The sequence below is a fragment of the Rhodococcus sp. ZPP genome, from assembly GCF_017656075.1.
Taxonomy (GTDB): Bacteria; Actinomycetota; Actinomycetes; order Mycobacteriales; family Mycobacteriaceae; genus Rhodococcus_F; species Rhodococcus_F oxybenzonivorans.
This window is the reverse complement of record NZ_CP058638.1, coordinates 3,912,614-3,935,097: the sequence shown is the minus strand read 5'-3', so window position 1 is coordinate 3,935,097 and position 22,484 is coordinate 3,912,614. Positions and strand designations below refer to the sequence as shown.

Annotated in this window: 21 protein-coding genes and 1 pseudogene; 10 read left to right on the top strand and 12 right to left on the bottom strand. The window is 65.5% G+C overall.

The window, feature by feature from the left end; genetic code table 11:
* Window positions 1-2: 2 nt before the first annotated feature.
* The 6 genes from HYG77_RS18630 to HYG77_RS18605 all read right to left on the bottom strand — a co-directional run bounded on the left by HYG77_RS18630 (window position 3) and on the right by HYG77_RS18605 (window position 5,312).
* Window positions 3-635 carry an MBL fold metallo-hydrolase gene (locus HYG77_RS18630; RefSeq protein ID WP_109334035.1) on the bottom strand — a complete coding sequence of 211 codons (633 nt, stop codon included), beginning with the start codon at window positions 633-635 and terminating at the stop codon, window positions 3-5.
* Entirely contained in the window at window positions 632-1,717 is a 1,086-nt protein-coding gene (locus tag HYG77_RS18625) for an S-(hydroxymethyl)mycothiol dehydrogenase (protein WP_109334037.1), read from the bottom strand. Before HYG77_RS18625 ends, HYG77_RS18630 begins: the two co-directional genes overlap by 4 nt.
* A 181-nt stretch (window positions 1,718-1,898) precedes the next feature.
* Window positions 1,899-3,038, bottom strand: coding sequence for a serine hydrolase domain-containing protein (locus HYG77_RS18620; RefSeq protein ID WP_208960186.1), 1,140 nt, complete (start codon window positions 3,036-3,038; stop codon window positions 1,899-1,901).
* A 136-nt stretch (window positions 3,039-3,174) separates the two neighbouring features.
* Entirely contained in the window at window positions 3,175-4,200 is a 1,026-nt protein-coding gene (locus HYG77_RS18615; RefSeq protein WP_208960185.1) for a magnesium transporter CorA family protein, read from the bottom strand.
* 20 nt (window positions 4,201-4,220) lie between these two features.
* Window positions 4,221-4,739, bottom strand: a complete 519-nt coding sequence (gene msrA, locus HYG77_RS18610; RefSeq protein ID WP_208960184.1) for a peptide-methionine (S)-S-oxide reductase MsrA — start codon at window positions 4,737-4,739, stop codon at window positions 4,221-4,223.
* Between the two features lie 99 nt (window positions 4,740-4,838).
* On the bottom strand, window positions 4,839-5,312 hold the full coding sequence (locus HYG77_RS18605; RefSeq protein ID WP_109335415.1) for an NUDIX domain-containing protein: 474 nt from the start codon (window positions 5,310-5,312) through the stop codon (window positions 4,839-4,841).
* A gap of 146 nt (window positions 5,313-5,458) precedes the next feature.
* Between HYG77_RS18605 and HYG77_RS18600 the strand changes: the two genes are divergently transcribed.
* The 5 genes from HYG77_RS18600 (at window position 5,459) to HYG77_RS18580 (ending at window position 9,484) form a co-directional block, all read left to right on the top strand.
* Window positions 5,459-5,698 (top strand): hypothetical protein, encoded by a 240-nt coding sequence (locus tag HYG77_RS18600; protein ID WP_109335416.1) that lies wholly within the window; start codon window positions 5,459-5,461, stop codon window positions 5,696-5,698.
* Window positions 5,699-5,909: 211 nt separating this feature from the next.
* Window positions 5,910-7,235, top strand: coding sequence for a lipase family protein (locus HYG77_RS18595; protein WP_109334045.1), 1,326 nt, complete (start codon window positions 5,910-5,912; stop codon window positions 7,233-7,235).
* Between the two features lie 121 nt (window positions 7,236-7,356).
* Window positions 7,357-8,043: a GAF and ANTAR domain-containing protein gene (locus tag HYG77_RS18590; RefSeq protein WP_208960183.1), complete on the top strand. Its 687-nt coding sequence runs from the start codon at window positions 7,357-7,359 to the stop codon at window positions 8,041-8,043.
* Between the two features lie 298 nt (window positions 8,044-8,341).
* Window positions 8,342-8,827, top strand: a complete 486-nt coding sequence (locus HYG77_RS18585; protein ID WP_208960182.1) for a hypothetical protein — start codon at window positions 8,342-8,344, stop codon at window positions 8,825-8,827.
* 282 nt (window positions 8,828-9,109) lie between these two features.
* Window positions 9,110-9,484 carry a hypothetical protein gene (locus tag HYG77_RS18580; protein WP_230989984.1) on the top strand — a complete coding sequence of 125 codons (375 nt, stop codon included), beginning with the start codon at window positions 9,110-9,112 and terminating at the stop codon, window positions 9,482-9,484.
* A 65-nt stretch (window positions 9,485-9,549) separates the two neighbouring features.
* Here HYG77_RS18580 and HYG77_RS18575 read toward each other — a convergent pair whose 3' ends face one another.
* Entirely contained in the window at window positions 9,550-11,127 is a 1,578-nt protein-coding gene (locus HYG77_RS18575) for an alkaline phosphatase D family protein (protein ID WP_208960181.1), read from the bottom strand.
* A gap of 112 nt (window positions 11,128-11,239) precedes the next feature.
* Here HYG77_RS18575 and HYG77_RS18570 point away from each other — a divergent pair, with 112 nt between their 5' ends.
* On the top strand, window positions 11,240-11,500 hold the full coding sequence (locus HYG77_RS18570; protein ID WP_109334053.1) for a hypothetical protein: 261 nt from the start codon (window positions 11,240-11,242) through the stop codon (window positions 11,498-11,500).
* A gap of 57 nt (window positions 11,501-11,557) precedes the next feature.
* On the opposite strand, the gene HYG77_RS18565 is transcribed toward HYG77_RS18570, so the two are convergent.
* Window positions 11,558-12,028, bottom strand: a complete 471-nt coding sequence (locus HYG77_RS18565; RefSeq protein ID WP_208960180.1) for a DUF6069 family protein — start codon at window positions 12,026-12,028, stop codon at window positions 11,558-11,560.
* Between the two features lie 184 nt (window positions 12,029-12,212).
* Between HYG77_RS18565 and HYG77_RS18560 the strand changes: the two genes are divergently transcribed.
* The 4 genes from HYG77_RS18560 (at window position 12,213) to HYG77_RS18545 (ending at window position 18,389) form a co-directional block, all read left to right on the top strand.
* Window positions 12,213-12,725, top strand: coding sequence for a nitroreductase family deazaflavin-dependent oxidoreductase (locus tag HYG77_RS18560; RefSeq protein ID WP_208960179.1), 513 nt, complete (start codon window positions 12,213-12,215; stop codon window positions 12,723-12,725).
* A 72-nt stretch (window positions 12,726-12,797) separates the two neighbouring features.
* Window positions 12,798-13,424 carry a TetR/AcrR family transcriptional regulator gene (locus tag HYG77_RS18555; protein ID WP_208960178.1) on the top strand — a complete coding sequence of 209 codons (627 nt, stop codon included), beginning with the start codon at window positions 12,798-12,800 and terminating at the stop codon, window positions 13,422-13,424.
* 34 nt (window positions 13,425-13,458) lie between these two features.
* Window positions 13,459-15,171: an AMP-binding protein gene (locus HYG77_RS18550; protein WP_208960177.1), complete on the top strand. Its 1,713-nt coding sequence runs from the start codon at window positions 13,459-13,461 to the stop codon at window positions 15,169-15,171.
* Entirely contained in the window at window positions 15,168-18,389 is a 3,222-nt protein-coding gene (locus HYG77_RS18545) for a carboxyl transferase domain-containing protein (RefSeq protein WP_208960176.1), read from the top strand. Before HYG77_RS18550 ends, HYG77_RS18545 begins: the two co-directional genes overlap by 4 nt.
* A gap of 32 nt (window positions 18,390-18,421) precedes the next feature.
* Here HYG77_RS18545 and HYG77_RS18540 read toward each other — a convergent pair whose 3' ends face one another.
* The 4 genes and pseudogenes from HYG77_RS18540 to HYG77_RS18525 all read right to left on the bottom strand — a co-directional run.
* The gene (locus HYG77_RS18540; RefSeq protein WP_208960175.1) at window positions 18,422-19,411 is read right to left on the bottom strand and encodes an MDR family oxidoreductase; all 990 of its coding nucleotides are present in this window, start codon (window positions 19,409-19,411) and stop codon (window positions 18,422-18,424) included.
* Between the two features lie 34 nt (window positions 19,412-19,445).
* Window positions 19,446-20,423: an LLM class flavin-dependent oxidoreductase gene (locus HYG77_RS18535; protein ID WP_208960174.1), complete on the bottom strand. Its 978-nt coding sequence runs from the start codon at window positions 20,421-20,423 to the stop codon at window positions 19,446-19,448.
* 41 nt (window positions 20,424-20,464) lie between these two features.
* Window positions 20,465-21,883: an MFS transporter gene (locus HYG77_RS18530; protein WP_208960173.1), complete on the bottom strand. Its 1,419-nt coding sequence runs from the start codon at window positions 21,881-21,883 to the stop codon at window positions 20,465-20,467.
* 113 nt (window positions 21,884-21,996) lie between these two features.
* Window positions 21,997-22,416 (bottom strand): annotated as a pseudogene (locus HYG77_RS18525) (MarR family transcriptional regulator); the annotation flags it as partial.
* Window positions 22,417-22,484: the final 68 nt, after the last annotated feature.

Genomic DNA, 22,484 nt, shown 5'->3' with positions numbered 1-22,484 from the left:
ACTCAGTTTCCTCGTGCAATCCACTCGGCGAGGTGCGGGGCCTCGGTGCCGATCGTCGTTCCGTCTCCGTGCCCGGTGTGCACAGTCGTCTCCTCGGGGAGGGCGAACAGCCGATCGCGGATCGATCCGATGATCGTCGGGAAATCGGAGTACGACCGTCCCGTCGCCCCGGGGCCACCGGAGAACAGGGTGTCGCCGGAGAACAGAGCACCCACCTCGGGCAGGTACAGGCACGACGAACCCGGCGAGTGGCCCGGCGTATGGATCACCTGAATGTCGGTGCCGGCGATAGCGATACGTTGTTCGTCCTCGAGCCGCCAGTACTTCGCGTCGGGGTGCGTCATCTTCCAGAGGATGTCGTCACCCGGGTGCAACAGCACCGGAGCGTGCAAGCGCTCCGCGAGCTCCGGTGCGACGGTGACGTGGTCGTTGTGACCGTGCGTGCAGATCACGGCGTTGACGTGCCGACCGCCGACCGCGTCGATGATGGGCTGCGCCTGATGGGCGGCGTCGACGATCACCACGTCGGTGTCGTCACCGATCAGCCAGATGTTGTTGTCGACGTTCCACTCTCCGCCGTCGAGAGCGAAAGTGCCCTCGGTGACGACCCGCTCGATCCGCAGCTTCCCGCTCACAGGACCACCACCGAACGGAGCACCTCACCGGCATGCATGGTGTGGAAGGCCTGTTCGACCTCGTCGATCTTGATGCGCTCGCTGACGAACTTCTCGAGGGGAAGCCGGCCCTGCTGGTACAGATCGACGAGCACCGGGAAGTCACGCTCAGGCAGGCAGTCGCCGTACCACGACGACTTCAACGAACCACCGCGGGAGAAGAAGTCGATCAGCGGCATCTCGAGCTTCATATCCGGGGTCGGCACACCGACCAGGACGACGGTGCCTGCGAGGTCGCGGGCGTAGAAGGCCTGCTTCCAGGTCTCGGGTCGGCCGACCGCGTCGATCACCACGTCGGCACCGAAACCGCCGGTGAGCTCCTGCACGGCCTCCACCGCATCCACGTTCGAGCCGTTGATCGTGTGGGTGGCACCGAGATCCTTCGCCCACTCGAGTTTCTTGTCGTCCCGATCGATCGCGATGATCTTCGACGCACCGGCAAGCCGGGCCCCCATGATCGCCGCATCACCGACGCCGCCGCAGCCGATGACGGCGACCGAATCGCCGCGGCTGACGTTGCCGGTGTTCACCGCGGCACCCAGACCGGCCATCACACCGCAACCGAGCAGTCCGACGACAGCAGGGTCAGCCGACGGGTCCACCTTGGTGCACTGACCGGCGTGCACCAGAGTCTTGTCGGCGAACGCACCGATACCCAGCGCGGGCGTGAGTTCGGTGCCGTCCTCGAGAGTCATCTTCTGCGTCGCGTTGAACGTGTCGAAGCAGTACTGCGGACGGCCACGCTTACACGCGCGACACTGACCGCACACAGCACGCCAGTTCAGGACCACGAAGTCGCCGACCTCGACCGAATCGACACCCTCGCCGACGCTCTCCACGATGCCTGCGGCCTCGTGACCCAACAGGAACGGGAACTCGTCGTTGATCCCACCCTCACGGTAGGTGAGGTCGGTGTGGCAGACCCCGCACGCCGCGATGTCGACGACTACTTCTCCGGGTCCGGGGTCGGGAATGGTGATGGTCGCGATCTCAACGGGGGCACCCTTCGAGCGGGCGATGACACCTCGTACCTGCTGCGGCATGGGACTCGTTCCTTCGGTCGATCAGTGTGGCGGATCGATGCATCGCTATATATGCACCTCTTCCCGGAACACTACGGACCGCAGCACCGAGGGGGGACTGATCAAAGGGACAGGCCGACCTGGTCGGATTGCCAGCCCGGCCAGGTCGCAGCTCGTCGGCCGCTCGTGTTGGTACCCGCGCTCAGCCCACCGCCGCGAAAGCGGCAGACACGTATTGGGCACTCCGGTCGGAGCCGAGGAGCCCTGGACCCATCTTGTTCATCACGTAGGTCACCGTCATTCGCCGCTCGGTGTCGATGACGACTTGGGATCCACCCCAGCCACCCCAGAAGCAGATGCGCCCCTCGGGCACGAAGGGAACTGACACCGGCGTCGGCAGGCCGTACCCGATTCCGAACCGGATTGGCTGTCCGAGAGCAAGATCCACGCCGTTCGACTGCTCTTCGAAGATAAGCGCGATGGTGTCGGGCGAGAGCAGACGGACACCGTCAATCTCGCCACCGCACGCCACCACCGATTGGATGCGGGCAAGGGATCGCGCGTTACCGTGCCCGCCCGCCGCACCGTTCTCGGCCTGTCGCCACTCCGGGGTCCATGCCGCAGAGGCGTCGGGGCCCGGCCCGGTGAACGTCTTGACGATGACACTCTCGGGGTCGAGTGAAGCCAAATCAATCGGCAGCGGCGGCGGTGGAACGACATTCGATACGCGTCCGAACTCCGGAGGATTCAACCCGATGTGGAAGTCGGCACCGAGCGGTCCGGCGATCTCCTCGGCGACGAACCGCCCGAGGGTGCGTCCGTCGATCCGGCGGATCACCTCACCGATCAGATGACCGTAGTTGAGTGCGTGATACCCGGACATGGTGCCCGGCTTCCACCACGGAGCCTGGGCTGCAAGCTGTTTGGTCGACTCCGCGAGATCGAACATATCCTCGACCGTGAACGGCTTGTCCCAGCCGGAGACGCCGGAGGTGTGTGAGAGCAGGTGCCGGACCTCGACGTCGCCCTTGCCGTTCGCAGCAAATTCCGGCCAGTACCGGGCGACAGGCGCGTATACGTCGAGCAGCCCTCGATCGACGAGCACGAGCGCGGCGAGCGCGGTCACGGTCTTGGTGCACGACCACACATTGGTGATCGTGTCCCGACCCCACTCCGTGGTGTGCGTGGTGTCGGACCATCCGCCCCAGATGTCGACCACCGGGGCACCGTCGAGGGTGACGGCGATGGATGCGCCGAGATCCTCACCGGAAGCGAGGTTGTCTTTCAACGCTTCCTGCAACGCCGAGAAGCGGCTGTCGCACACACCACCGATTTTGGTCACGCGGATTCCTTTCACGGACGACTACATTATGATCTTGACTTCGGATTCAAGTCGAAACCCAGTGTGGTGCCGACCTGCTGTGATGTCAATCACTCGATCGCCGTTGACCAGCTCGGGAGCACCATGTGCGACGCCGTCACAACCAGCCGCGGCGTTTGAACACCACATAGAGCAGGGCGGCAGCACCCACGATCACGACCGCGCTCGACACGACTCCGCCGTTGTGACCGAACCCAGGGTAGGGAACGTTCTGCCCGTACCAGCCGGTGACCGCAGTCGGTACGGCGATGATCGCCGCCCACCCCGTGAGCTTCTTCATCACCGTGTTCAGCCGAGCGTCCTGTAGGGAAAGATTGGTTTCGAACACGGTAGTCACCATGTCCCGCAACGATTCCGTCCATTCGGTGGCACGGATGACGTGGTCGTAGAGGTCGGCATACCAGCCGTCCAAGGCAACGCTGTTGCCGTTCTCCTCACGGTGCCGCATTACCGCGGTGACGACCTCGCGCATCGGCAGCACCACGCGCCGTAGTTCCACGAGCTCCTTCCTCGCCCGGTACGTGTGCCGCTGGATGACGCGGGTCTGTGCGCGGTCGTCGAACAGTCCCTCTTCGAGGTCCTCGATGGTGTCGTCGAGCGACTGGATGGCGTCGAACTGTCCGTCGACGATGACGTCGAGTAGACCGTGGAGCAGGGCGGCCGTTCCGTGCTGCAGCAGGTCGGAGTTGTCGTCCCAGCGCCGCAGCACCTCCTCCATGTCGAATCCCGCCGAGCCGGCGTCCGCACGCCGCACCGTGACGATCCCGCGGGGAAGGACGAACACCGACACCCTGCTCGTACGCAGACGCGACCCCAGACTGTCCGGCGGCGCGTCCACCGTCAGCCGGGTGGCATACACAGTGAGGAAGGTGTGGTGCGCGTACCGTGTCGCCTTCGTGCGCTCGGCATGCGCGAGAACATCTTCGACCGCGTGCTGGTCGAGTGTGAGCTCCTCGGCGAGCTCGCACAGTTGCGCGTGGTCGGGGTCGCAGAGGTCCAACCAGACGAGGGCACCGTCCTCCTCGAGGTAATCGGAGACCTCAGCGAAAGGAAAGTCCGTGGCGGCGAGCCGGCCCTGCCGCCACAGACGAGTCCTGACAGGTTCCTGCGTACCGGTGGTCACACCTTGTAGTGTGCCCGCGCTCAGCCGACCTCGGCGTCGCGACGCGGAAGCTTCCACCCCGGCCGCACGAAGTGGCAGGTGTATCCGTCCGGCAACCGCTGCAGGTAGTCCTGGTGTTCGGGCTCCGCCTCCCAGAAGTCGCCTGCCGTGGTCACCTCGGTGACAACCTTGCCGGGCCAGAGTCCGGAGGCATCCACGTCGGCGATCGTGTCCTCGGCGACGCGTCGCTGCTCGTCGCTCGTATAGAAGATGGCCGAGCGGTAGCTGGCTCCGATGTCGTTACCCTGCCGGTTCTTCGTCGACGGGTCGTGGATCTGGAAGAAGAACTCGAGCAGGTCGCGGTACGACGTCTTCGACGGATCGAACACGATCTCGATCGCTTCCGCGTGCGAGCCGTGGTTTCGGTACGTCGCGTTCGGCACGTCCCCACCGGTGTATCCCACCCGTGTGGAGATCACGCCCGGCTGCTTACGCACGAGTTCCTGCACACCCCAGAAGCAGCCTCCGGCCAGGACGGCGGTCTCGGTGACGTTCGACATTGTCCGTTCCCTTCATCGGGGCGCGAGTACACCCCGTGTCGTTTCTCCCCCTCCACAACACCGGCCGTCCGCATCTATTCCGCAACGGGGTGCAGTCTGTTACGGTCCAGCGCCTTCCACAGCGCTTTCCAGCTCGTCCAGGAATGCCACCTGTGCGGCGATCAGTCGGGTCCGCGCCACTGCGACGGAACACCACTCGACCCGGTCGATCTCGGGGAACGACGTCAGCCGGCCCGATCGAGGTGGCCACTCCATCTCGAATTCGTTGCTCACGGCGTCGGTGACGTCGAGGTCGCCTCGCACAGCGAACGCGCTGACTACCTTTCCCGCCCGTTGCCGGATCGGAGCAAGAGGAACTACCGCACCCTGCGGCGGATCGAGACCGACTTCCTCCCGAAATTCCCGCTGCGCCGCTGCCCACGGGTCTTCGTCGACGGCGTACTCCCCCTTCACGATCGACCACGCTCCTGCGTCCCGACGCGCCCACAACGGACCACCCGGATGGCAGATCAACACCTCGAGCACACCGTCCCGGATGCGGTAGGGAAGCACCCCCGCACTCTGCTTCGCCACCACACCAGCATGTCACGGACGTGTGACGGCGCTGCGAATGTTCGGCCACACCCACGAGCTTCTTCTCCCGTTCCGCCGTAGCCGGCAGCCGGGGTGGGGTACGTATTGGGAGGACAGGGGGCCTGGCGATCGAGGAGGAGTTACAGATGAGCGATCAGGAAACCGGTGCGGTGACGGGAACGAAAGACAAGGACTACAACTTGATCTGGTTCGTCGAAGCGTCGCTGAGTAACGCTCTGCGCCTGGACGGCTACATCCGGGACGCCGAACGCGCCGGAGATACCGAGCTCATCGACTTCTTTCAGCGAGCGAAGGCCGTGAGCCTCAAAGGTGGCGAACTCGGCAAAGGACTCCTCGCTGCCCGGCTCGCTCCCAAGGACAGCTGACTCCGGCCTCGGAGACGGACAGCGTCGCCGATTCGGGATGAGAAGTCGGTTCGAGGAAGGTGCGACCCAGGACATACAGGACTCCCGCACCCAGTGACCGGGGTCACCGCGTGCAGGCGCCCGTCGGCGCTGTGAGAGTCTGTCACTCGTCGTACCGGATAATCGACCGAGCTTCCGTCTCCGCGGGGTTCTGTCCTGGAAAGGTCGCACAATGAGTGTGAACGCCGAAATTACCGAGGGGCCGCTGTCGGGAGGTGTTCTTCCCGAACCGGTCGGGCAAAGTCGGCCGATCTTGCCGGGGGACGACCCCTTCTACGTCCCACCCGCCGGTTTCGCCGCCGCGGCGCCGGGTGCCGTGCTCCGCAGCCGCGAAGTCGAGCTGGCCCTCCTCGGCGTCATCCCACAGAAAGTGTCGGCCTGGCAGCTGCTGTACCGCAGCTGTGACCTGCACCAGGCTCCCGAGGTGGCGGTCACCACCGTGCTGCTGCCGTTCGGCGCCGACCCGGACGAGGAGCGGCCGCTACTGGCGTATCAGTGTGCGATCGACGCCATCGCCGACAAGTGCTTTCCGTCGTACGCACTGCAGCGGGGTGCGTACTCGCCCGGCAGCCTCCCGCCCCTCGAGATGCTGATCATCGCCAATGCGCTCGAGCGGGGCTGGGCCGTGACGCTGGCCGACCACGAGGGCATGGGTGGCTACTTCGGCGCACCCCGCGAACCTGGCTACCGGGTCCTCGACGGAATCCGTGCGGCGCTCAGTTTTCCGCCCCTCGGACTCGACGCCGCGACCCGAGTCGGCGTGTGGGGATATTCCGGTGGCGGCATGGCCTCGTCCTGGGTAGCCGAAATGGCCCCCGAATACGCACCCGAAATCGACATCGTCGGCGCCGCGCTCGGCGCCCCGGTCGGTGACCCGGGCGAAACCTACATCCGGCTCAACGGCACCCTCCACGCCGGCCTCCCCGCGCTCGTCGTCGCCGGACTGCGCCACCTCTATCCCGGCCTCGGACGAGTGATCCGCGACCATGCCGACGACGAAGGAATCCGGCGACTCGACAAGATCGAAACGATGTCGACGGTGGAAGCTGTTGCACGTTTCGCCCGTGACGACTTCGACGACTACACCGACATCCCCCTCGCCGACATCCTGGCCACACCCGAGGTACTGGAGGTGTTCGACGACATCCGGCTCGGCGGACGCATTCCCGAGTGCCCTCTACTGGTGGTGCACCCGGTCCACGACCAGATCATCCACATCGAGGACGTCGACGGGCAGGTCGAGCGGTACGTCGAGGGCGGCGCCCACGTCACCTACGTGCGGGACCGATTGAGTGAGCACCTGTCACTGATGGTGATCTCCGCACCCGCCATGCTCGAGTGGCTGACGGACCGATTCGCCGGCACGCCGCTCCCACCGTCCGGGACCACAACCGTGTGGTCTATCGCGTCCTCTGCGTTGTCCCCACTTCACGGGTTGCTCACCGTCGGACGCACCGCGGTGCGGGTGCTGTTCGCACGACCCCTGGGCCCTAACTGACCACAGACACCGGCAGCAATACCCGGTGCCCCGACGTCGGAGCGCACGGCCGCCTAGGGTGGACGAAGGAGACGGTTGCACGGCTGTCTCGTGACGACGTCGACGGACAGAGGAGGCTGTGATGAACGGTTTGGGGAGCGGCGACATCGTCCGCACCATGGCTGACCTCGCACGCAGTTTCTCCACCCCCCGCTCGGTCGAAGACAGTCTGTCCACCGTGACTGCCGCTGCTGTCGACTTGATGCCGACGGAAGCGTGTGCGGGCATCTTGATGGTCTCCGGGGGTGGGAAGAAGTTCGATTCGGTTGCCGCGACCTCGGACCTCCTGCCCAAGCTGGACCACGTTCAAGAGGAACTCGGCGAGGGCCCCTGCGTCGCGGCGGCTGTGGCGAACCTGGTGGTCCGCTGTGACGACTTCCGCTCCGACGATCGGTGGCCGAGATTCGCCGCCGCAGCCGTTGACGTGGGCATTTACAGTTCCATCTCCTTCCAGCTGTATACCTCCGAGGGCAAGATGGGCGCACTCAATCTCTTCGCCTTCGAACCCCACGCCTTCGGTCTCCAGGAAGAGTCGATGGCTGAGGTTCTCGCTGCCCACGCCGCGTTGGCCCTGATGGCTGCGCGCACCAAGGAACAGCTGCAGTCGGCGCTGGTCTCCCGGGACGTCATCGGCCAGGCCAAGGGCATGATCATGGAACGGTTCAATGTCGACGCCATCCGCGCCTTCGAGATGCTCACGCACCTCTCACAGGAGACGAACACCCGCCTCCACGCCGTCGCAGAGCAGATCGTCCAACGCGGAAAATAGGGCACTCCCCCGGGAATATCCGGGCTACCGCCCCCGTTGAGAGTGTCGACGGTGTCCGACCCAATGCCCCGGGTACCACATTAAATATGTCGCTGCGAGCGACCACTTGCCGAGAGGCGCACTGGCGGGCACCGTCACCTTCCGCCCGGTCAGACCTACAGTGCGTAGCGTGCCCGACGCAAATGCGAAGCCGCTGACACCGACAGGTGCCGGCGGCTTCTCACGTTCCGAAGCCCTTCACTCAGGTCGACAGAAGAGACAGTGGCCTGGGTGCGGCGGCGATGGCACTATCGGTTCTATGCGCAGACACCGGTGGCCGGCGCAGCCACCACCCGCCACCGGCGGGACCCAGGTGCACGGTCCGACAGTCCTCGCCGCCCATCCATACCTGACGCTGCAATTGAACGACATCACCGCCTATCCGAGTGGGATGCAATTGCGCCTCGTCCTGACGGCCACGGGGAGATGCGCCGAACTCGCCCACCACGAGACGCGCTCGCTGACCGACCCCGAGGACTACTCCGGACACTGGTCTTATCTGTCCGTGTTCGTCACTATCGGCGACATCGAAGGGGAAGCAGATCCCTACCACCCGGTGACCAGATCGACCCGCGCGCGTCCGACCGAATATCGGACGCTGCCGCACTACTGGGTGGGGACTTGCCAGGATTCGGGTGCACTCACCCTGACCGCCGGGTGGGAAGAGATCGGCCTTCCGCCCACCACCACGACCATCAAACTGGGACCCAACCCATACCTACCCTCGACCAGCCGCTCCGAGTGAGGGCCGTCATTCGACGCATCGAGAAGCAAAAGAAACTGGATCAGTTCGGGAAACGGCACACGGTCGAACGAACTGCAGGTCACATACCTCGACCGAGGCGACACTTGCTTCCGGGAACGCGGATATCACCGCAAAAGCAAGCCCGACGAGTGCACGCCGGCCGCATCGATACCGTATTGTTAGGAACTTCAAGCCGAGACACCAGCTGTGTAGCAGAGCGCAGACTTGTGTGGCCGGTCGTGGGGCAGTCGCTTCACGACCTTTCACAGAGACGAGACGCCCGTGCCCCTCGCCCATGCTTTCACCAATCGCTACGCAGATGAGCTCATGATGCTTGCTGCGGCCACCCATCGTCCCGCCAGCATCGTCAATATCGGTTGCGGCTACGCCATTCGCATCGATTTCGAGTACCAGCATTATCTCCTCGCCGTCAACGCCGAGGGCATCCTCGCTGATCAACCAGATGCGGCCGCCCTCTGGCGGGTTGCTCTCTTCAAGGAGAGCGACTCGGCCGAGGCCCCCGACCAACTCATCGTCACCGCCGAGTCCAGTTGGCTCGTGGACGCCTTCGACCTGGCCTTCGCCGAGGTGAAAGCAACCGGTCAATGGCCGTCGGCCGACCTGGCGTTCGGCTCCTTCAACCCTGCGGTGACCTGACCGCGCGGATGTCGGCGCGGTGAACCCCACGAGCCTGCGCACCAGTTGAGCGCCGAGATACGGCGTCACGCCTCGGCGACATTGGGTATCTGGTCCTGGACCACGAAGCTCGCGCGGGTATGGACAGGCGCGCCCGGACGACGGATGTAGGGAACGACGCGGAAGTCGTTGCGCCACAACTGATGGTCCAGCTCGACGCGCACATATCCACGCTGAGCGTTGAAGAATTTCATGTCGGGATTGGCCGCCAGCAGGCGGCGCCCCGTGTCATTCATGTCGGCGCCGTCGCCACCCGTGGTGATCGACGTGCCCGAGAATTCCGACGCGACGACAGGTAATTCCGGGTCGGCATAGTCTCGGCGCAGGTCCGCGACGATGTTCTGGTGACGATCGCCGGTGATCACTACCAGATTGCGCACGCCGCGATCCGCTGCGCCGCCGAGAACGGCGTTGCGATCGGCGACGTAACCGTCCCAGGAGTCGGAAGAGAGCACCGCGTCCGAGCCGGGGTCGTTGTCGGTCTCACCCATCGCCACCTGATTGCCGATGATCTGCCAACGCGCCGGTGACCCGGTGAATCCGTCGAGCAGCCAGTCCCGTTGCTGCGCACCCAGTATTGTGCGATCGGTGTCGAGCCGGTCGGTGCAATTCGCGGTCACGTTACCCCCGCACGCCTGCCGGTCCCGGTATTGCCGGGTATCGAGCATGGTGATCTGCGCGAGATCGCCGAAGCGGTAGCGGCGGTGTAGGCGCATTCCCGGCCCGGAGGGGCGCTGAGCGAGCCGCAGCGGCTGGTGCTCGTAGAACGCCTGGAAGGCGGCGGCCCGGCGCCGACGGAACAGTGCGGAGATTCGATAGATGTCGATGCCCAGTCCCGGCGACTCCGCGGCCCAGTTGTTGTCGACCTCGTGATCGTCCATGGTCACGATCCAGGGGAACGCAGCATGTGCGTCGCGCAGTGGCTGCTCGGCTTTGTACTGTGCGTAGCGCAGCCGGTAGCCGGGCAGATCGACGGCTTCATCGCGGTCGACTCCCATCGACATGCCCTCGCGGCCGCGCCTCCACCCACGTTCGTAGATGTAGTCGCCCAGGTGGACCACCACATCGAGGTCTTCGTCGCTCATGTGCTCGTATGCGGTGTAGAAGCCGGAACTCCACGACTGACAGGAGGCGTACGCGAACCGCATCCGCGCGGTGGGTTGTCCCGAGGCCGGGGCCGTCCGGGTCCGGCCCACCGGGGAGATCGCCGAGCCGGCACGGAATCGGTAGAAGTACCAGCGGGAGGGCTCCAAGCCGTGGATCTCCGGATGCACGCTATGGGCGAGTTCACGCGTCGCAACAGCCGTCCCGCGCGTCACCGGGTGCCGAAAGTTTTCGTCGTGCGCGACCTCGTATTCGACGGTCACCGGATCCCAACCCATGCCGCCGCGACCCCCAGGGGCAAGGGGATCCGGTGCCAAGCGTGTCCACAAGACGACACCGTCCTCTGTCGGATCTCCCGAGGCCACGCCGAGTCCGAAGGGGTCATCGCCTCGCCACCGCGGCGCAGGCAACCGCTCGCTGCTCACCGCTGACGTGCCCACCAGCACCGCAGCCGAGCCGGCCATACCTACTCTCAGCAACTGCCGACGGGAGAGGCGCATACACCACGGTATATCCGGGGGGCGCGGTCGGGCCCCCAATCCGTCATCCGACCTGCGCCCGCCGATATCGCTACGCTGACACGGTCGGTGCAGTAGACCTTGGGAGGAAGCGGTGGTAGCCGTACAGATACAGGTGGGTGATCTGGTGCAGGCATCCGGTCACGCAGGACCGTGGCTGGTGGTGGAAATCAACAAGGGTCTCGCGTCACTGCAGCATCCAGACGGACACCGACTGTCGGTCAGGACGACGACGCTGTCGGTGGTGCACAAGGCAACCAGCCCGGCCGGCGAGGTGAAAGCCGGTGACGGTGAACGGACCGGGACGGTCGGCGACGGCGAATCGGCGGGAGACGCACCGACCCTCTTCGACTAGGCGCCGCCGAAACCCGGCGGCGCCTGATCGACCGAGGTCGGGCCGAGTGTTACCGGCCTAGACGTTGGCGGTGCGCACGATCCGCCGACGCATCGCTTCCAACCCCACGACGATCGCGGCCGCGACCACGACGTGCATCAGTGAGAGTGAGATGGTGCTGGCGGCGTCGAAATCGGCCTGGATGGTCAGGATGATCGTCGCGAGCGCGAGAACGACCCCGATCACCTCTGCGGGACGGATGATAGCCGGCAATTTCACGGAGATGAGCGCGGCGAGTGTCATTCCGATGAGAAGGGGAACGACCGTCATGACGACGACGCCGCCGGGTGCTGCACTGGTGGTCTTCCCCGCATCCGTCATCTCGAACGACGCACCTGCGGGAAGTGCGAGCAACCACAGCACCAGGTTGGGGACGAGTGCGATCACGGCGGTCCAGAGCAGGGCGGCGGGACGGCTCAGTTCGAGGGTAAGCGGATTGAACTTCGTGGCGGCGCTCGTTGCGGTGGCCGTGGTTTCGGTGCTCGACATGTTCGTACTCCTTCGGTGAGATGCTGACTGACTTTGCTGACATGATCTTGCAACCTCAACCTTTGTCGAGGTCAAGGCGTGGGCGCCATGGTTCTTCCGTCGAATCTGAAAGGTAGACCCGAGCGCAGCAGAAAACTCATCGGCGGCGGCGCGCACACCTTGCCGCTGGGGGATGATGGCGGACATGAATGCCGGTTCCTCGTCCTCCGCGCAGCCCCGTCGGCGCCGCAATCCTCTGGTCGCGCTCGCCCGTTGGCTCGGGACACAGGAGTGGGTCATGCGGCTGGCGCCGGCCATCATCTGGCTCGAATCGCATCTGCGCTCGTGGACGGGTAACCGGGTGAGCCTCATTGGCATCGCCGGATTGCAGTCGGTGCAGGTCACGGTTCCGGGACGCAAGAGCGGCACCCCTCGGACCACCGCGCTTCTGTGCATCCCGCAGGGCGACGGGTACATCGTCACCGGTTCGAACTGGGGACGGCCCGAGCATCCGATGTGGTCGGCGAATCTACGGGACGCCCAGGAAGCCCGCGTAAGGTCGGGGTCGCACGAGCGCCGGATGAGCGTCCGGATGGTGACGGGCGAGGAACGCGAGCAGCTGTGGACGTTCGTCACCGAGTACTGGCCGGGTTACCTCATGGAACACGCGCGGTCGGGCGGACGCGAGTTCAGAATTTTCCTCCTCCAACCACTCTGACCCAAACCCTCCCGGCAGTTTCGCTGATCGCGGCGTGCGATATTGACATTGACGTCAACATCAATCGATACTGTGATCGTGACCACAAGCCAAGCGCAGGAGCGGGCTCGCACTGCGCGGAAGAACAACGACGGACCGCGGAGGCGGGAGCTCATCCGCGCGGCGGGCGTGTGCTTCGCTGAACTCGGCTACGACCGCACCACCGTCGAGGTGATCACCAGTCGCGCCGATGTCTCCCGGGCGACGTTCTACGCGTACTTCTCGTCGAGGGACGAAATGTTCCATGCGGTGGCGGACGAGGTGTGTGAGGAGTTCCTCGAGTCGCAGCACGTGGAAGGCCCCGCCAGCGAGGATTTGCGTGAAGTCCTGCGCACCACGACCAAGGCCTTCGTCGAGGCGGTGTACGCCAACGGACGTGTCCTCGAGCTGATCGAGCACCGCGCGCGTCTCGATCCGGAGGTCGGCCGAACATGGTCTGCCGTGCAGACGCGGCTGATTCGTCGGTACACCCGCTTCATCGAGCGGATCAACGAGAGTTGCGACGTGGTCCCGTGCGCGTCACCGGCACGGATCGCGCAGACACTGGCCGACGCCCAGCTTGCCGGTGCCGCCCGGCTCGTCGACGCCACGCCCCGGGAGCGGCGTCGCTACACCTCCGACGTGACTGCCATCTCCGAGAGACTCATCGGCTTCATCTGAGCCGGAAACATCCGCACAGAATCGGGAGTTCGATATGCCATCTCCACCTTCGAGTGACCATGCGGTGCTGGAAGCCGCCCTCGCCGACCTTCGCGCAATCCAGGATGCCGCCTGGCCACCGCAGGTACCGCAAACCGTCGAATATCCGATCGAGGATCGCACGGTCGTCGGCTACCTACGCCACTGGGCGACACGGCGTCCGGACACCGTGGCAATCGATTTCTACGGACGCCGAATCACGTACGCGGAGTTCGACGACCTGTCCGATCGGTTCGCTGGATGGCTGCTCGAACAAGGTGCCACGGCCGGTGACCGCGTCGGCGTGCATCTCGCGAACTGCCCGCAGTTTCACATCGCAATGCTCGGCATACTCAAAATCGGTGGAGTTCATGTGCCGATCAACCCACTATTCCGCGAACACGAACTGATCTACGAACTCAACGACGCCGGGGTCGAGATCCTGCTGACCCAAGACGCTTTCGCGCCCATGGTCGAGTCGGTCCGGCGCGACACTCCCTTGCGCCACGTTGCGGTGACATCGCTGTCCGACCTGCTGCCGCCCGTCCCCAGCGTCCCTCCCCCCTTCCCTGTCGCCGACCCCGCGACCACGGACTGGGCCGAGATCATGGAGTCGCCCCGCGCGGAACCGGTTGCCACCGACCCCGACGCCCTCGCGGTGTTGAACTACACCGGGGGCACCACCGGAATGCCCAAGGGCTGTGAGCACACTCAGTGGCACATGGTCTACACCGCGGCTACCGCGACCGTGGCAGGCGGACGACGAGTCGGTGAGACACCACCGGTCGTTCTAGGTTTCCTTCCCATCTTCTGGATTGCGGGAGAGGATTTCGGAATTCTGTACCCGCTGCTCAACGGCGGCACCGTCGTCCTCCTCACCCGTTGGGATCCCGAGGCCGCGGTGACGCTGATCGAACGATGCCGAGTGACCTCGATGGTCGGGACGGTCGACAATTATGTGGAACTGATGGGTCTTCCCGGATTCGCCGACCGCGATCTGTCGACACTCGACAACGCCATGGCAGTGTCGTTCGTGTTGAAACTCGATCCGGCGATTCGTGCCCGGTGGCGCGACGCCACCGGACACGTGTTGCGAGAAGCCAGTTACGGGATGACCGAAACCCACACCGCCGACAGCATTACCCTCGGCTTCCACACCGGCGACTTCGACCTTCTCAGTGAACCGGTGTTCTGCGGGCTCCCCGTACCCGGCACGGACATACTCGTCGTCGATGAGGCAGGCGTACCGGTTCCGATGGGCGAATCTGGTGAGATCATCGTGCGCAGCCCATCCCTGCTCACCGGTTACTACAGAAAACCCGAGGCCACGGCTGAGGCGCTGCGCGGCGGATGGCTGTGGACCGGTGACATCGGCAAACTCGACGACAGAGGTGCTCTGCACTATCTGGCACGCAACAAGGAAATGATCAAGACCAACGGTATGAGCGTGTTTCCCTCGGAGGTAGAGGCACTGCTCCTGCTGCACCCCGCCATTCAGTGCGCTGCCGTGGTGCCCAAACCCGACTCGGCGAGAGGTCAGGTTCCTTTTGCTTTCGTCCAACTACTGCCTGATCACAACGTGTCGAGTGACGAACTGCGAGAGTGGGCAGCCCAGAACATGGCCGGCTACAAGGTACCCACCGTCGAAGTCCTCGACACTCTGCCCATGACTGCGACAGGGAAGGTCCGTAAGGCCGACCTGTTCACCCTTGCCGAGGAGTACAAGTGACACTGCTGGTCGCCAACCGTGGCGAGATCGCGCTGCGCATCATCCGCTCCGCCGCCGAGATGTCGATGGAGACGGTGGCCGTCTACGCAGAGGACGATGCGGACTGCCCTCACGTGCGGGCCGCGACCGAGGCGGCGGCGCTGAGCGGTTCGGGCCCGGCCGCCTACCTCGACCACGCGGCACTTCTCGCAGTTGCGGAGAAATTTGGTGCCACCGTGATTCATCCGGGGTACGGGTTTCTCAGCGAGAACGCAGAATTCGCCCGCAAGTGCGCACAGGTCGGCGTGAACTTCGTGGGACCGAGCCCAGACCTGCTCGACGTCTTCGGGAACAAGTCGGCGGCCCGGGATGCAGCCGTCGCAGCGAAGGTGCCGGTGTTGCCGGCAACCAACGGCGCCACCGATCTCGACGGCGTCCGCGCCTTCTTCGCGAGCCGGCCACAGGGCATCATGATCAAGGCACTTGCCGGTGGCGGTGGCCGCGGAATACGCGCCGTGCACAGCGCCGACCACGTCGACGACGCCTACCGGCTCTGTGCGTCCGAAGCCCAGCTCGGCTTCGACAACCCCGCCGTATTCGCGGAAGCTCTGCTGACGGGCGCGCGGCACATCGAGGTTCAGGTGGTGGCGGCGCCGTCGTCCGAGGGCGTGCGCGCGCTGGCGCTCGGCGATCGTGACTGCAGCGTCCAGCGTCGACATCAGAAGTTGATAGAGATCGCACCGGCACAGGGCCTCGACCCGACGTTGCGCACCGAGCTACACGAGGCGGCCGCCCGCTTGTGCGCCAGTGTGGGGTACCGAGGACTTGCCACCGTCGAATTCCTCGTCTCTGCCGACGGGTTCTACTTCCTGGAAGTGAACCCGCGAATCCAGGTGGAACACACCGTGACCGAAGAAGTGACCGGTGTCGACCTGGTGGCGACACAACTCGCGATCGCCGCCGGCACCGACTTCGAGTCGTTGCTCCTCCCCCACGGGATCACCGCCACCGGGCTCGACACTTCCGGTGAGCCTGCCGCGTTCCGGGGTATCGCCGTGCAGGCGAGGGTCAACATGGAGACGATGCGTTCCGACGGGCAAGCCGTTCCCGCGGCCGGCACTCTCACCGTGTTCTCCCCGCCGACCGGACCCGGTGTTCGGGTCGATACCTATGGGCGGCCGGGACTCTCCCCGAGCCCGCGTTACGACTCCCTCCTCGCCAAGGTGATCGTCCTCTCGCGCGGACCCGCATTTTCTGCTGCCGTTCGGAAAGCGGAGGCGGCGCTCGCCGAGTTCGAGATCGAAGGCGTCCCCACCAACATCGCGTTCCTACGTGCCATCCTCACCGATCCGGATTTCGGCAGCGGGGTCGTAGGCACCGATTATCTCGGCGAGCGAATGAGCAGACTGGTCGAGGACGCGCAGGCCCAGCAGGGGCCGCACGTTCCGTCCACCGCCGTCGAGTTGCGCGCCGGCCAAGAAGTGTTGCGGGCGGAGTTGGCCGGAACCATCGTCGAAGTGGTCGACGAAGGTCGTAATGTCGACTCGGGCGCCGCGTTGGTGGTGCTCGAGGCGATGAAGATGCAACACGCGATCACCAGTCCCGCGGCCGCGGTGGTGGAACGACTGCTGGTCGCTCCGGGACAAACAGTGGCTACCGGGGATCCACTCGTCGTCATCCGCCGCACCGGTGCCGATTCAGCCGAGATGGCAGACATTGCCGTCGACCTGGACGGTGCACGCGAGGATCTGGCCGAGATCCGGCACCGGCACGAGGTAACCCTCGACGCCGCCCGTCCCGCCGCCATGGCCAAGCGGGCGAAGCTCGGTCGCCGCAGCGCCCGGGCGAACATCGAGAACCTCGTCGACCCCGGCAGTTTCGTCGAATTCGGTCCCCTCGTCCTCGCGGCGCAGCGCAGCCGTCGCTCCGAACAGGACCTGATCGATAACACTCCGGCAGACGGCCTGGTCGCGGGACTCGCGACCATCAACGGTGACGTGTTCAGCGCGGCCGCGTCGGAGGCGGTGGTGCTGTCGTATGACTACACCGTCCTCGCCGGTACGCAGGGGATGCGCAACCATGCGAAGACCGACCGGGTGATCGGATTAGCTGCCCGCAAACAGATTCCGTTGGTTCTGTTCGCCGAGGGCGGCGGTGGCCGGCCAGGCGATACCGACGCCGGTACCGCGGCCGGACTCGACCTCGACACGTTCCGGTCGCTCGCGACCCTGAACGGGAAGGTGCCGTTGATCTCGATAGTGTCGGGCCGGTGCTTCGCAGGTAATGCCGCGCTGGCCGGGGTCTGCGACGTCCTCATCGCCACACCCGACGCAAATATCGGCATGGGTGGGCCAGCCATGGTGGAGGGCGGCGGGCTTGGGGTGTACCGGCCGGAGGACATCGGGCCCGTCGAGGTGCAACGACGCAACGGGGTGATCGACCTCCTTGCCCGCGACGAGGCTCACGCGGTGGAGCTGGCCAAACGCTATCTGTCGTATTTCCAGGGCCCCCTTGCACAGTGGTCCGCCCCGGACGAACGGATTGCCCGGCACGTCGTTCCTGAGAACCGGCTACGCGCGTATGACGTTCGCACTGCCGTCGACGCGATCGCGGACGTCGACTCGGTACTCGAACTGCGACCCGACTACGGGGTCGGCATCGTGACGGCACTGATGCGGGTCGAAGGGCACCCCTACGGAGTGGTCGCCAACAGCAGTCATCACCTGGGCGGCGCCATCGACGCCGTCGCGGCAGACAAGATGGCTGACTTCCTGCGACTGTGCGAGTCGTTCGGTCTTCCGGTGGTTTCTCTCTGCGACACACCGGGCTTCATGGTGGGACCGGATTCGGAGAAGGAGGCAACCGTACGCCGGTTCGGCGCGCTGTTCATCGCGGGCGCGCGGATGACCGTGCCTTACGGCACGATCATCCTGCGCAAGGGCTATGGCCTCGGCGCGATGGCCATGGCGGGCGGATCGTTCCACGCCTCACAGTTCACGGTCGCCTGGCCGACCGGCGAAATCGGGGCCATGGGCTTGGAAGGTGCCGTCCGACTCGGATTCCGGAAGGAACTCGACGCGATCGACGATCCGGCCCAGCGCGACGCGGCGTTCTCTCAGCTGGTCGATGCGGCGTACCAGCAGGGCAAGGCACTGAACGCGGCCACGATCTTCGAACTCGACGACGTGATCGACCCCGCCCAGTCCCGCTCCTGGATCGTGCGCCTCCGCCGCCCGTGAGTACTTGTTAACCGCCCAATGTTAAGAAGTACTCACGGGGCGAAGCCCACGACGGCACGGCCCGAGTAGGACCCGACCCGCACCTGGTCGATCACCGACACCACCTCGGCGATCGGAACGTCGTGGGTGATTGCGTCGAGGTGCGTCGGCGCCAGATCGGTGGCGAGGCGTTTCCACAGGCGACGGCGCTGCGCGATCGGGTACTGCACCGAATCGATACCGAGCAGGCTGACCCCGCGGAGGATGAACGGCAGCACCGTGGTGTCGAGCCCGGACCCACCGGTGAGTCCGCTGGCCGCCACCGAGCCGCCGTACTCGATGGTGCTGAGCACGTGTGCGAGGGTGGCACCGCCGACGCAATCGACCGCGGCCGCCCACTGCGCCTTGCCGAGCGGACGAGGCTTGGTGTCGGGTTCGGGTAGCCGTCCGATCACCTTGCTCGCACCGAGGCCGGTCAGTAGCTCGGCCTTCTCGGGTTTCCCGCTCGATGCCACAACCTCGAAGCCGGCAGCGGCCAGAAGGTCGACGGCAACCGTGCCCACACCGCCGCTCGCGCCGGTGACCAGCACCGGACCGTCGCCCGGTTCGAGTCCGCGGGACAGCAACGCCTCGACGCTCATCGCGGCCGTGAAACCGGCTGTCCCGATAGCTGCCGCGGTCCGGGTCGACATGCCGTCCAGACGCACCACCCAGTCGGCCGGGACCCGGGCGAACTGCGCGTACCCACCGTGGCGGGCGGTACCGATGTCGTACCCGTGCGCGACTACCTTGTCGCCGACCGCGAACTCCGACGACTCCGACTCGACGACGGTGCCGGCGAGGTCGATGCCGGGCACGATCGGGTATGCGCGTACCACTCCGCCTTTCGGGGTGAGCGCAAGAGCATCCTTGAAGTTCACGCTGGAGTACTCGACCTGAATGGTGACCTCACCCGGCGGGAGAAACGACTCGTCGACCGTGTCGGGGGCGAGTTCGATCGTGCCCTCGTTCTCGCGAGCGATCCAGGCGGTGAAGTCCTTCATCAGTTGATCTCCTGACCTCGAGAATGGTGACGGTTCACTCACGGTACAGAAGCGACAGCGATCGGTCGGCGTCGAACAGCGCCTCGCGGTCGAACGTCGATGTGGACGCGAGAAGCTCATCCGCGCCGGTGCGGGCGAACAGGGAGTCGAGCTGCTCCCGCACCTCGTCCGCCGTTCCGTGGATCGACGACTCGATCGACGCGTCGATCTGCTCACGCATCCGCTGTGTCCACGGCCGATCGCGCAGGACCGAGACCGGTTCGAGGGCCGGAAACTCGCCTGTCCGGCTCGACGACGCCAGCGCCCACGCCTCCGACAGCAGGAGATCGCGCGCCGCGTCGGTGCTGTCCGCGATCATCACCTCGAGCGAGATCACCACGTAGGGCTTTCGGTTCCCCGGTGAGGGTACGAATTCGTCGCGGTAGCGATCGAGCTCTGGGATCCTGCCCGCGGTGCTGCCCAGTATCGGTCCGCCTACCACTACGGGCAGTCCGGCGCGCGCGGCGAAGTCGAGCCCCCGCCGGGTGGCGAGCACGAACATCGGGGGTGCCGCCTCCACCCGAGGTCGTGCGGTGACCGGCGCCGCCCCCTCCAGATACCGCCGCAGCTCGTCGAGGTCGTCCGCGAACGTATCGGGTGCAGTGCGGTCGCGGCGCAGAGCGTCACGGACCGGTCTGGTGAATCCCAGAGACCGCCCCACTCCCAGATCGATCCGCCGCGGGTACAGGGCTTCGAGCATCAGGAATTGTTCCGCCACCACGATCGGCTGATGATTGGGCAGCATCACGCCACCCGATCCCAGCCGAATGCGGTCGGTGCGGGCTCCGATCGCGGCGAGGAGTACCGGCGGGGAGCCACTCGCGATCCCCGGGACCCCGTGATGCTCCGCCACCCAGAACCGGTGGAACCCGAGCTGCTCGGCGTGCACCGCCCTGTCGATCGTCCCCGTCAGCGCGGCGGCGTCGGGCACGCCGGCACGCGTGCGGGATCGGTCCAGGATCGACAGCTTCACCCTCGACGCAACCGTCGCTCCGACCCAACTATTTCCCGCAGCTACACCGCGGACACTTGCGAAGACCGGCTGTCGCGCATGTTTCGGGACGTGAGGACGCCGACGAGCAGCACGACTCCCGCAGCCGCGATGAACCAGCCGGTGCGGTGCAGTCCGTCGTCACCGATGATGTGTCCGGCGGTGGCCTGGAGCACCACCGCCGACAGATTCGCACCGATGTATTGGACGGTGCGGTACATCCCGATTGCCGTGCCCACCTCCTCGACCGACGTCACCGAGCTGATCAGATTCTGGTTGCCGATGTTGTTGAAGCCATTCGGTATTCCGAGTACGGCGGCGACGAGCAGCAGCACCACGATCGGTGCGGTACTTCTCTCGACCGAGGCGAGGAGCAGACCACCCAGCAGCAGCGCACAGGTGCCGACGGCGAGTGTTCGCCGGGCGCCGTGCCGCCGGTAGATTCTCGACGCGAGCATCGTCGAGCCGATGCCGACCACTGCGACGGGCAGCATTGTCAGGCCCGCCTCGGTGGCACTCATGCCGCGTGAATATTGCAGCCACTGCGGCACTCCGAAGAAAACACAGTAGAACGCCGTATAGGTCAGCAGAGTGCGCGCAAGGGTCGCGCCGAGTGCGCGGTTACGGGTGAGCGCCCGGACGTCGATGAACGGTTCCGGCGCCCGCCTTTCCCACTGGACGAATGCGGCGAGAGCGAGCGCCCACACCGGCAGCAGCCACCAGAGCGGTTCCGACGTCGACGACAGCAGGAACAGCATCGTCGAGGACACCAGTACCAGGAACAACAGCACCCCGGCGAGGTCGAGTGAGTGCAGCAACTGCCGGTGACCGACCGACGAACCGCCGACGAAGCCGACGTCGGCGAACCGCACAACGGCCAGGGCGCTGAAGGCGATGATCGGCAGATTGATCCACATGATCGACTGCCACCCGAAGGCGCCGACGAGCAGACCACCCAGCGTGGGCCCCAGGGCGACGACCGCCTGACTACAGATGGCGAGTGTCGTGATCGCGGTACGCGGCTGCGCGTCGTACTTCTCCGCGTAACCCCGGATCATCGTCATGGCATTGGGATACTGTGTGGCAGTTCCAATTCCGACCAGTATTCGTGAGAAGATCAGCCAGCCGACCGACGGCGCCAGCAACCCCGCGATCGACCCCAACGCCACCAGCGCGAGACCACCGAGATACACCCGTCGAGCGCCGAGCAGCGAACCGAGCTTGCCCGCCATCGGGGCGGTCACGGCGGTCGCGATGTACAGGGCAGAGATCACCCAGGCAATTCCGGATGAGGGGCCGAACTGTGCGGCGATACCGACGATCGCGATGGCGATCATCGACGAGTTCAGCGGCTGGAGAATACTGCCGGTTGCGACCGAGCCGCTGACCCGAAACGGTACCCGGCGGGCGTCCTGTGTCGGAGTGGTGTCGGTGACCGTCACGGAGTCATCAGTGACTCCTTACGCGAACCCGACCCGGCAGAGTCGGCGAGCCGCCCCCGATCCGGAACGTCGGCGAGCCGCCCCCGATCCGGAACGTCGGCGAGCCGCCCCCGATCCGGAACGTCGGCGAGCCGCCTCAGTAAGCGGCCGGCGATGAAGAGTAAGTCACGCTCGGCGTCCGTGCAGGTGTCAGCCAACGCCGCCGACAACCATTCACTGCGTTGGGCCCGGTCGGCGGCCAGCATCCGATGCCCGGACTCGGTGATGGCGATGAGACTGGCGCGCGCGTCCTGTGGGTCCACTGTCCGCGAAACCATGCCCGAATCTTCGAGCATGGTGACCGTGCGGGCGATGGACTGGGGAGTCACCTGCTCGAGGTCGGCGAGCGTCTTGGCGCTCATCGGTCCTTCTCGATCGAGGTGGGCGAGTGCCTGGAGTTGCGTGGGCGTAAGCAGGTGGCCTGCCCTTTTGGTGCGGATGCGCCTTGTGAACAGCACTATGTCTTCGCGGAGCTGATCTACTCGCTCGTCCATTGCGGCCTCCCTGCTTCAGTGTCGTTAGCCAGTCTAGCTGTCTAATGAACTTCCGACCAGGTGAAGTT

Excerpts from the sequence above, each read along its gene's own strand:
- HYG77_RS18560 (WP_208960179.1), top strand. The coding sequence starts at position 12,213 with ATGAATGCCGGTTCCTCGTCCTCCGCGCAGCCCCGTCGGCGCCGCAAT.
- HYG77_RS18585 (WP_208960182.1), top strand. The coding sequence starts at position 8,342 with ATGCGCAGACACCGGTGGCCGGCGCAGCCACCACCCGCCACCGGCGGG.
- HYG77_RS18550 (WP_208960177.1), top strand. The coding sequence starts at position 13,459 with ATGCCATCTCCACCTTCGAGTGACCATGCGGTGCTGGAAGCCGCCCTC.
- msrA (WP_208960184.1), bottom strand. The coding sequence starts at position 4,739 with ATGTCGAACGTCACCGAGACCGCCGTCCTGGCCGGAGGCTGCTTCTGG.
- HYG77_RS18625 (WP_109334037.1), bottom strand. The coding sequence starts at position 1,717 with ATGCCGCAGCAGGTACGAGGTGTCATCGCCCGCTCGAAGGGTGCCCCC.
- HYG77_RS18575 (WP_208960181.1), bottom strand. The coding sequence starts at position 11,127 with ATGCGCCTCTCCCGTCGGCAGTTGCTGAGAGTAGGTATGGCCGGCTCG.
- HYG77_RS18595 (WP_109334045.1), top strand. The coding sequence starts at position 5,910 with ATGAGTGTGAACGCCGAAATTACCGAGGGGCCGCTGTCGGGAGGTGTT.
- HYG77_RS18600 (WP_109335416.1), top strand. The coding sequence starts at position 5,459 with ATGAGCGATCAGGAAACCGGTGCGGTGACGGGAACGAAAGACAAGGAC.
- HYG77_RS18565 (WP_208960180.1), bottom strand. The coding sequence starts at position 12,028 with ATGTCGAGCACCGAAACCACGGCCACCGCAACGAGCGCCGCCACGAAG.
- HYG77_RS18590 (WP_208960183.1), top strand. The coding sequence starts at position 7,357 with ATGAACGGTTTGGGGAGCGGCGACATCGTCCGCACCATGGCTGACCTC.
- HYG77_RS18540 (WP_208960175.1), bottom strand. The coding sequence starts at position 19,411 with ATGAAGGACTTCACCGCCTGGATCGCTCGCGAGAACGAGGGCACGATC.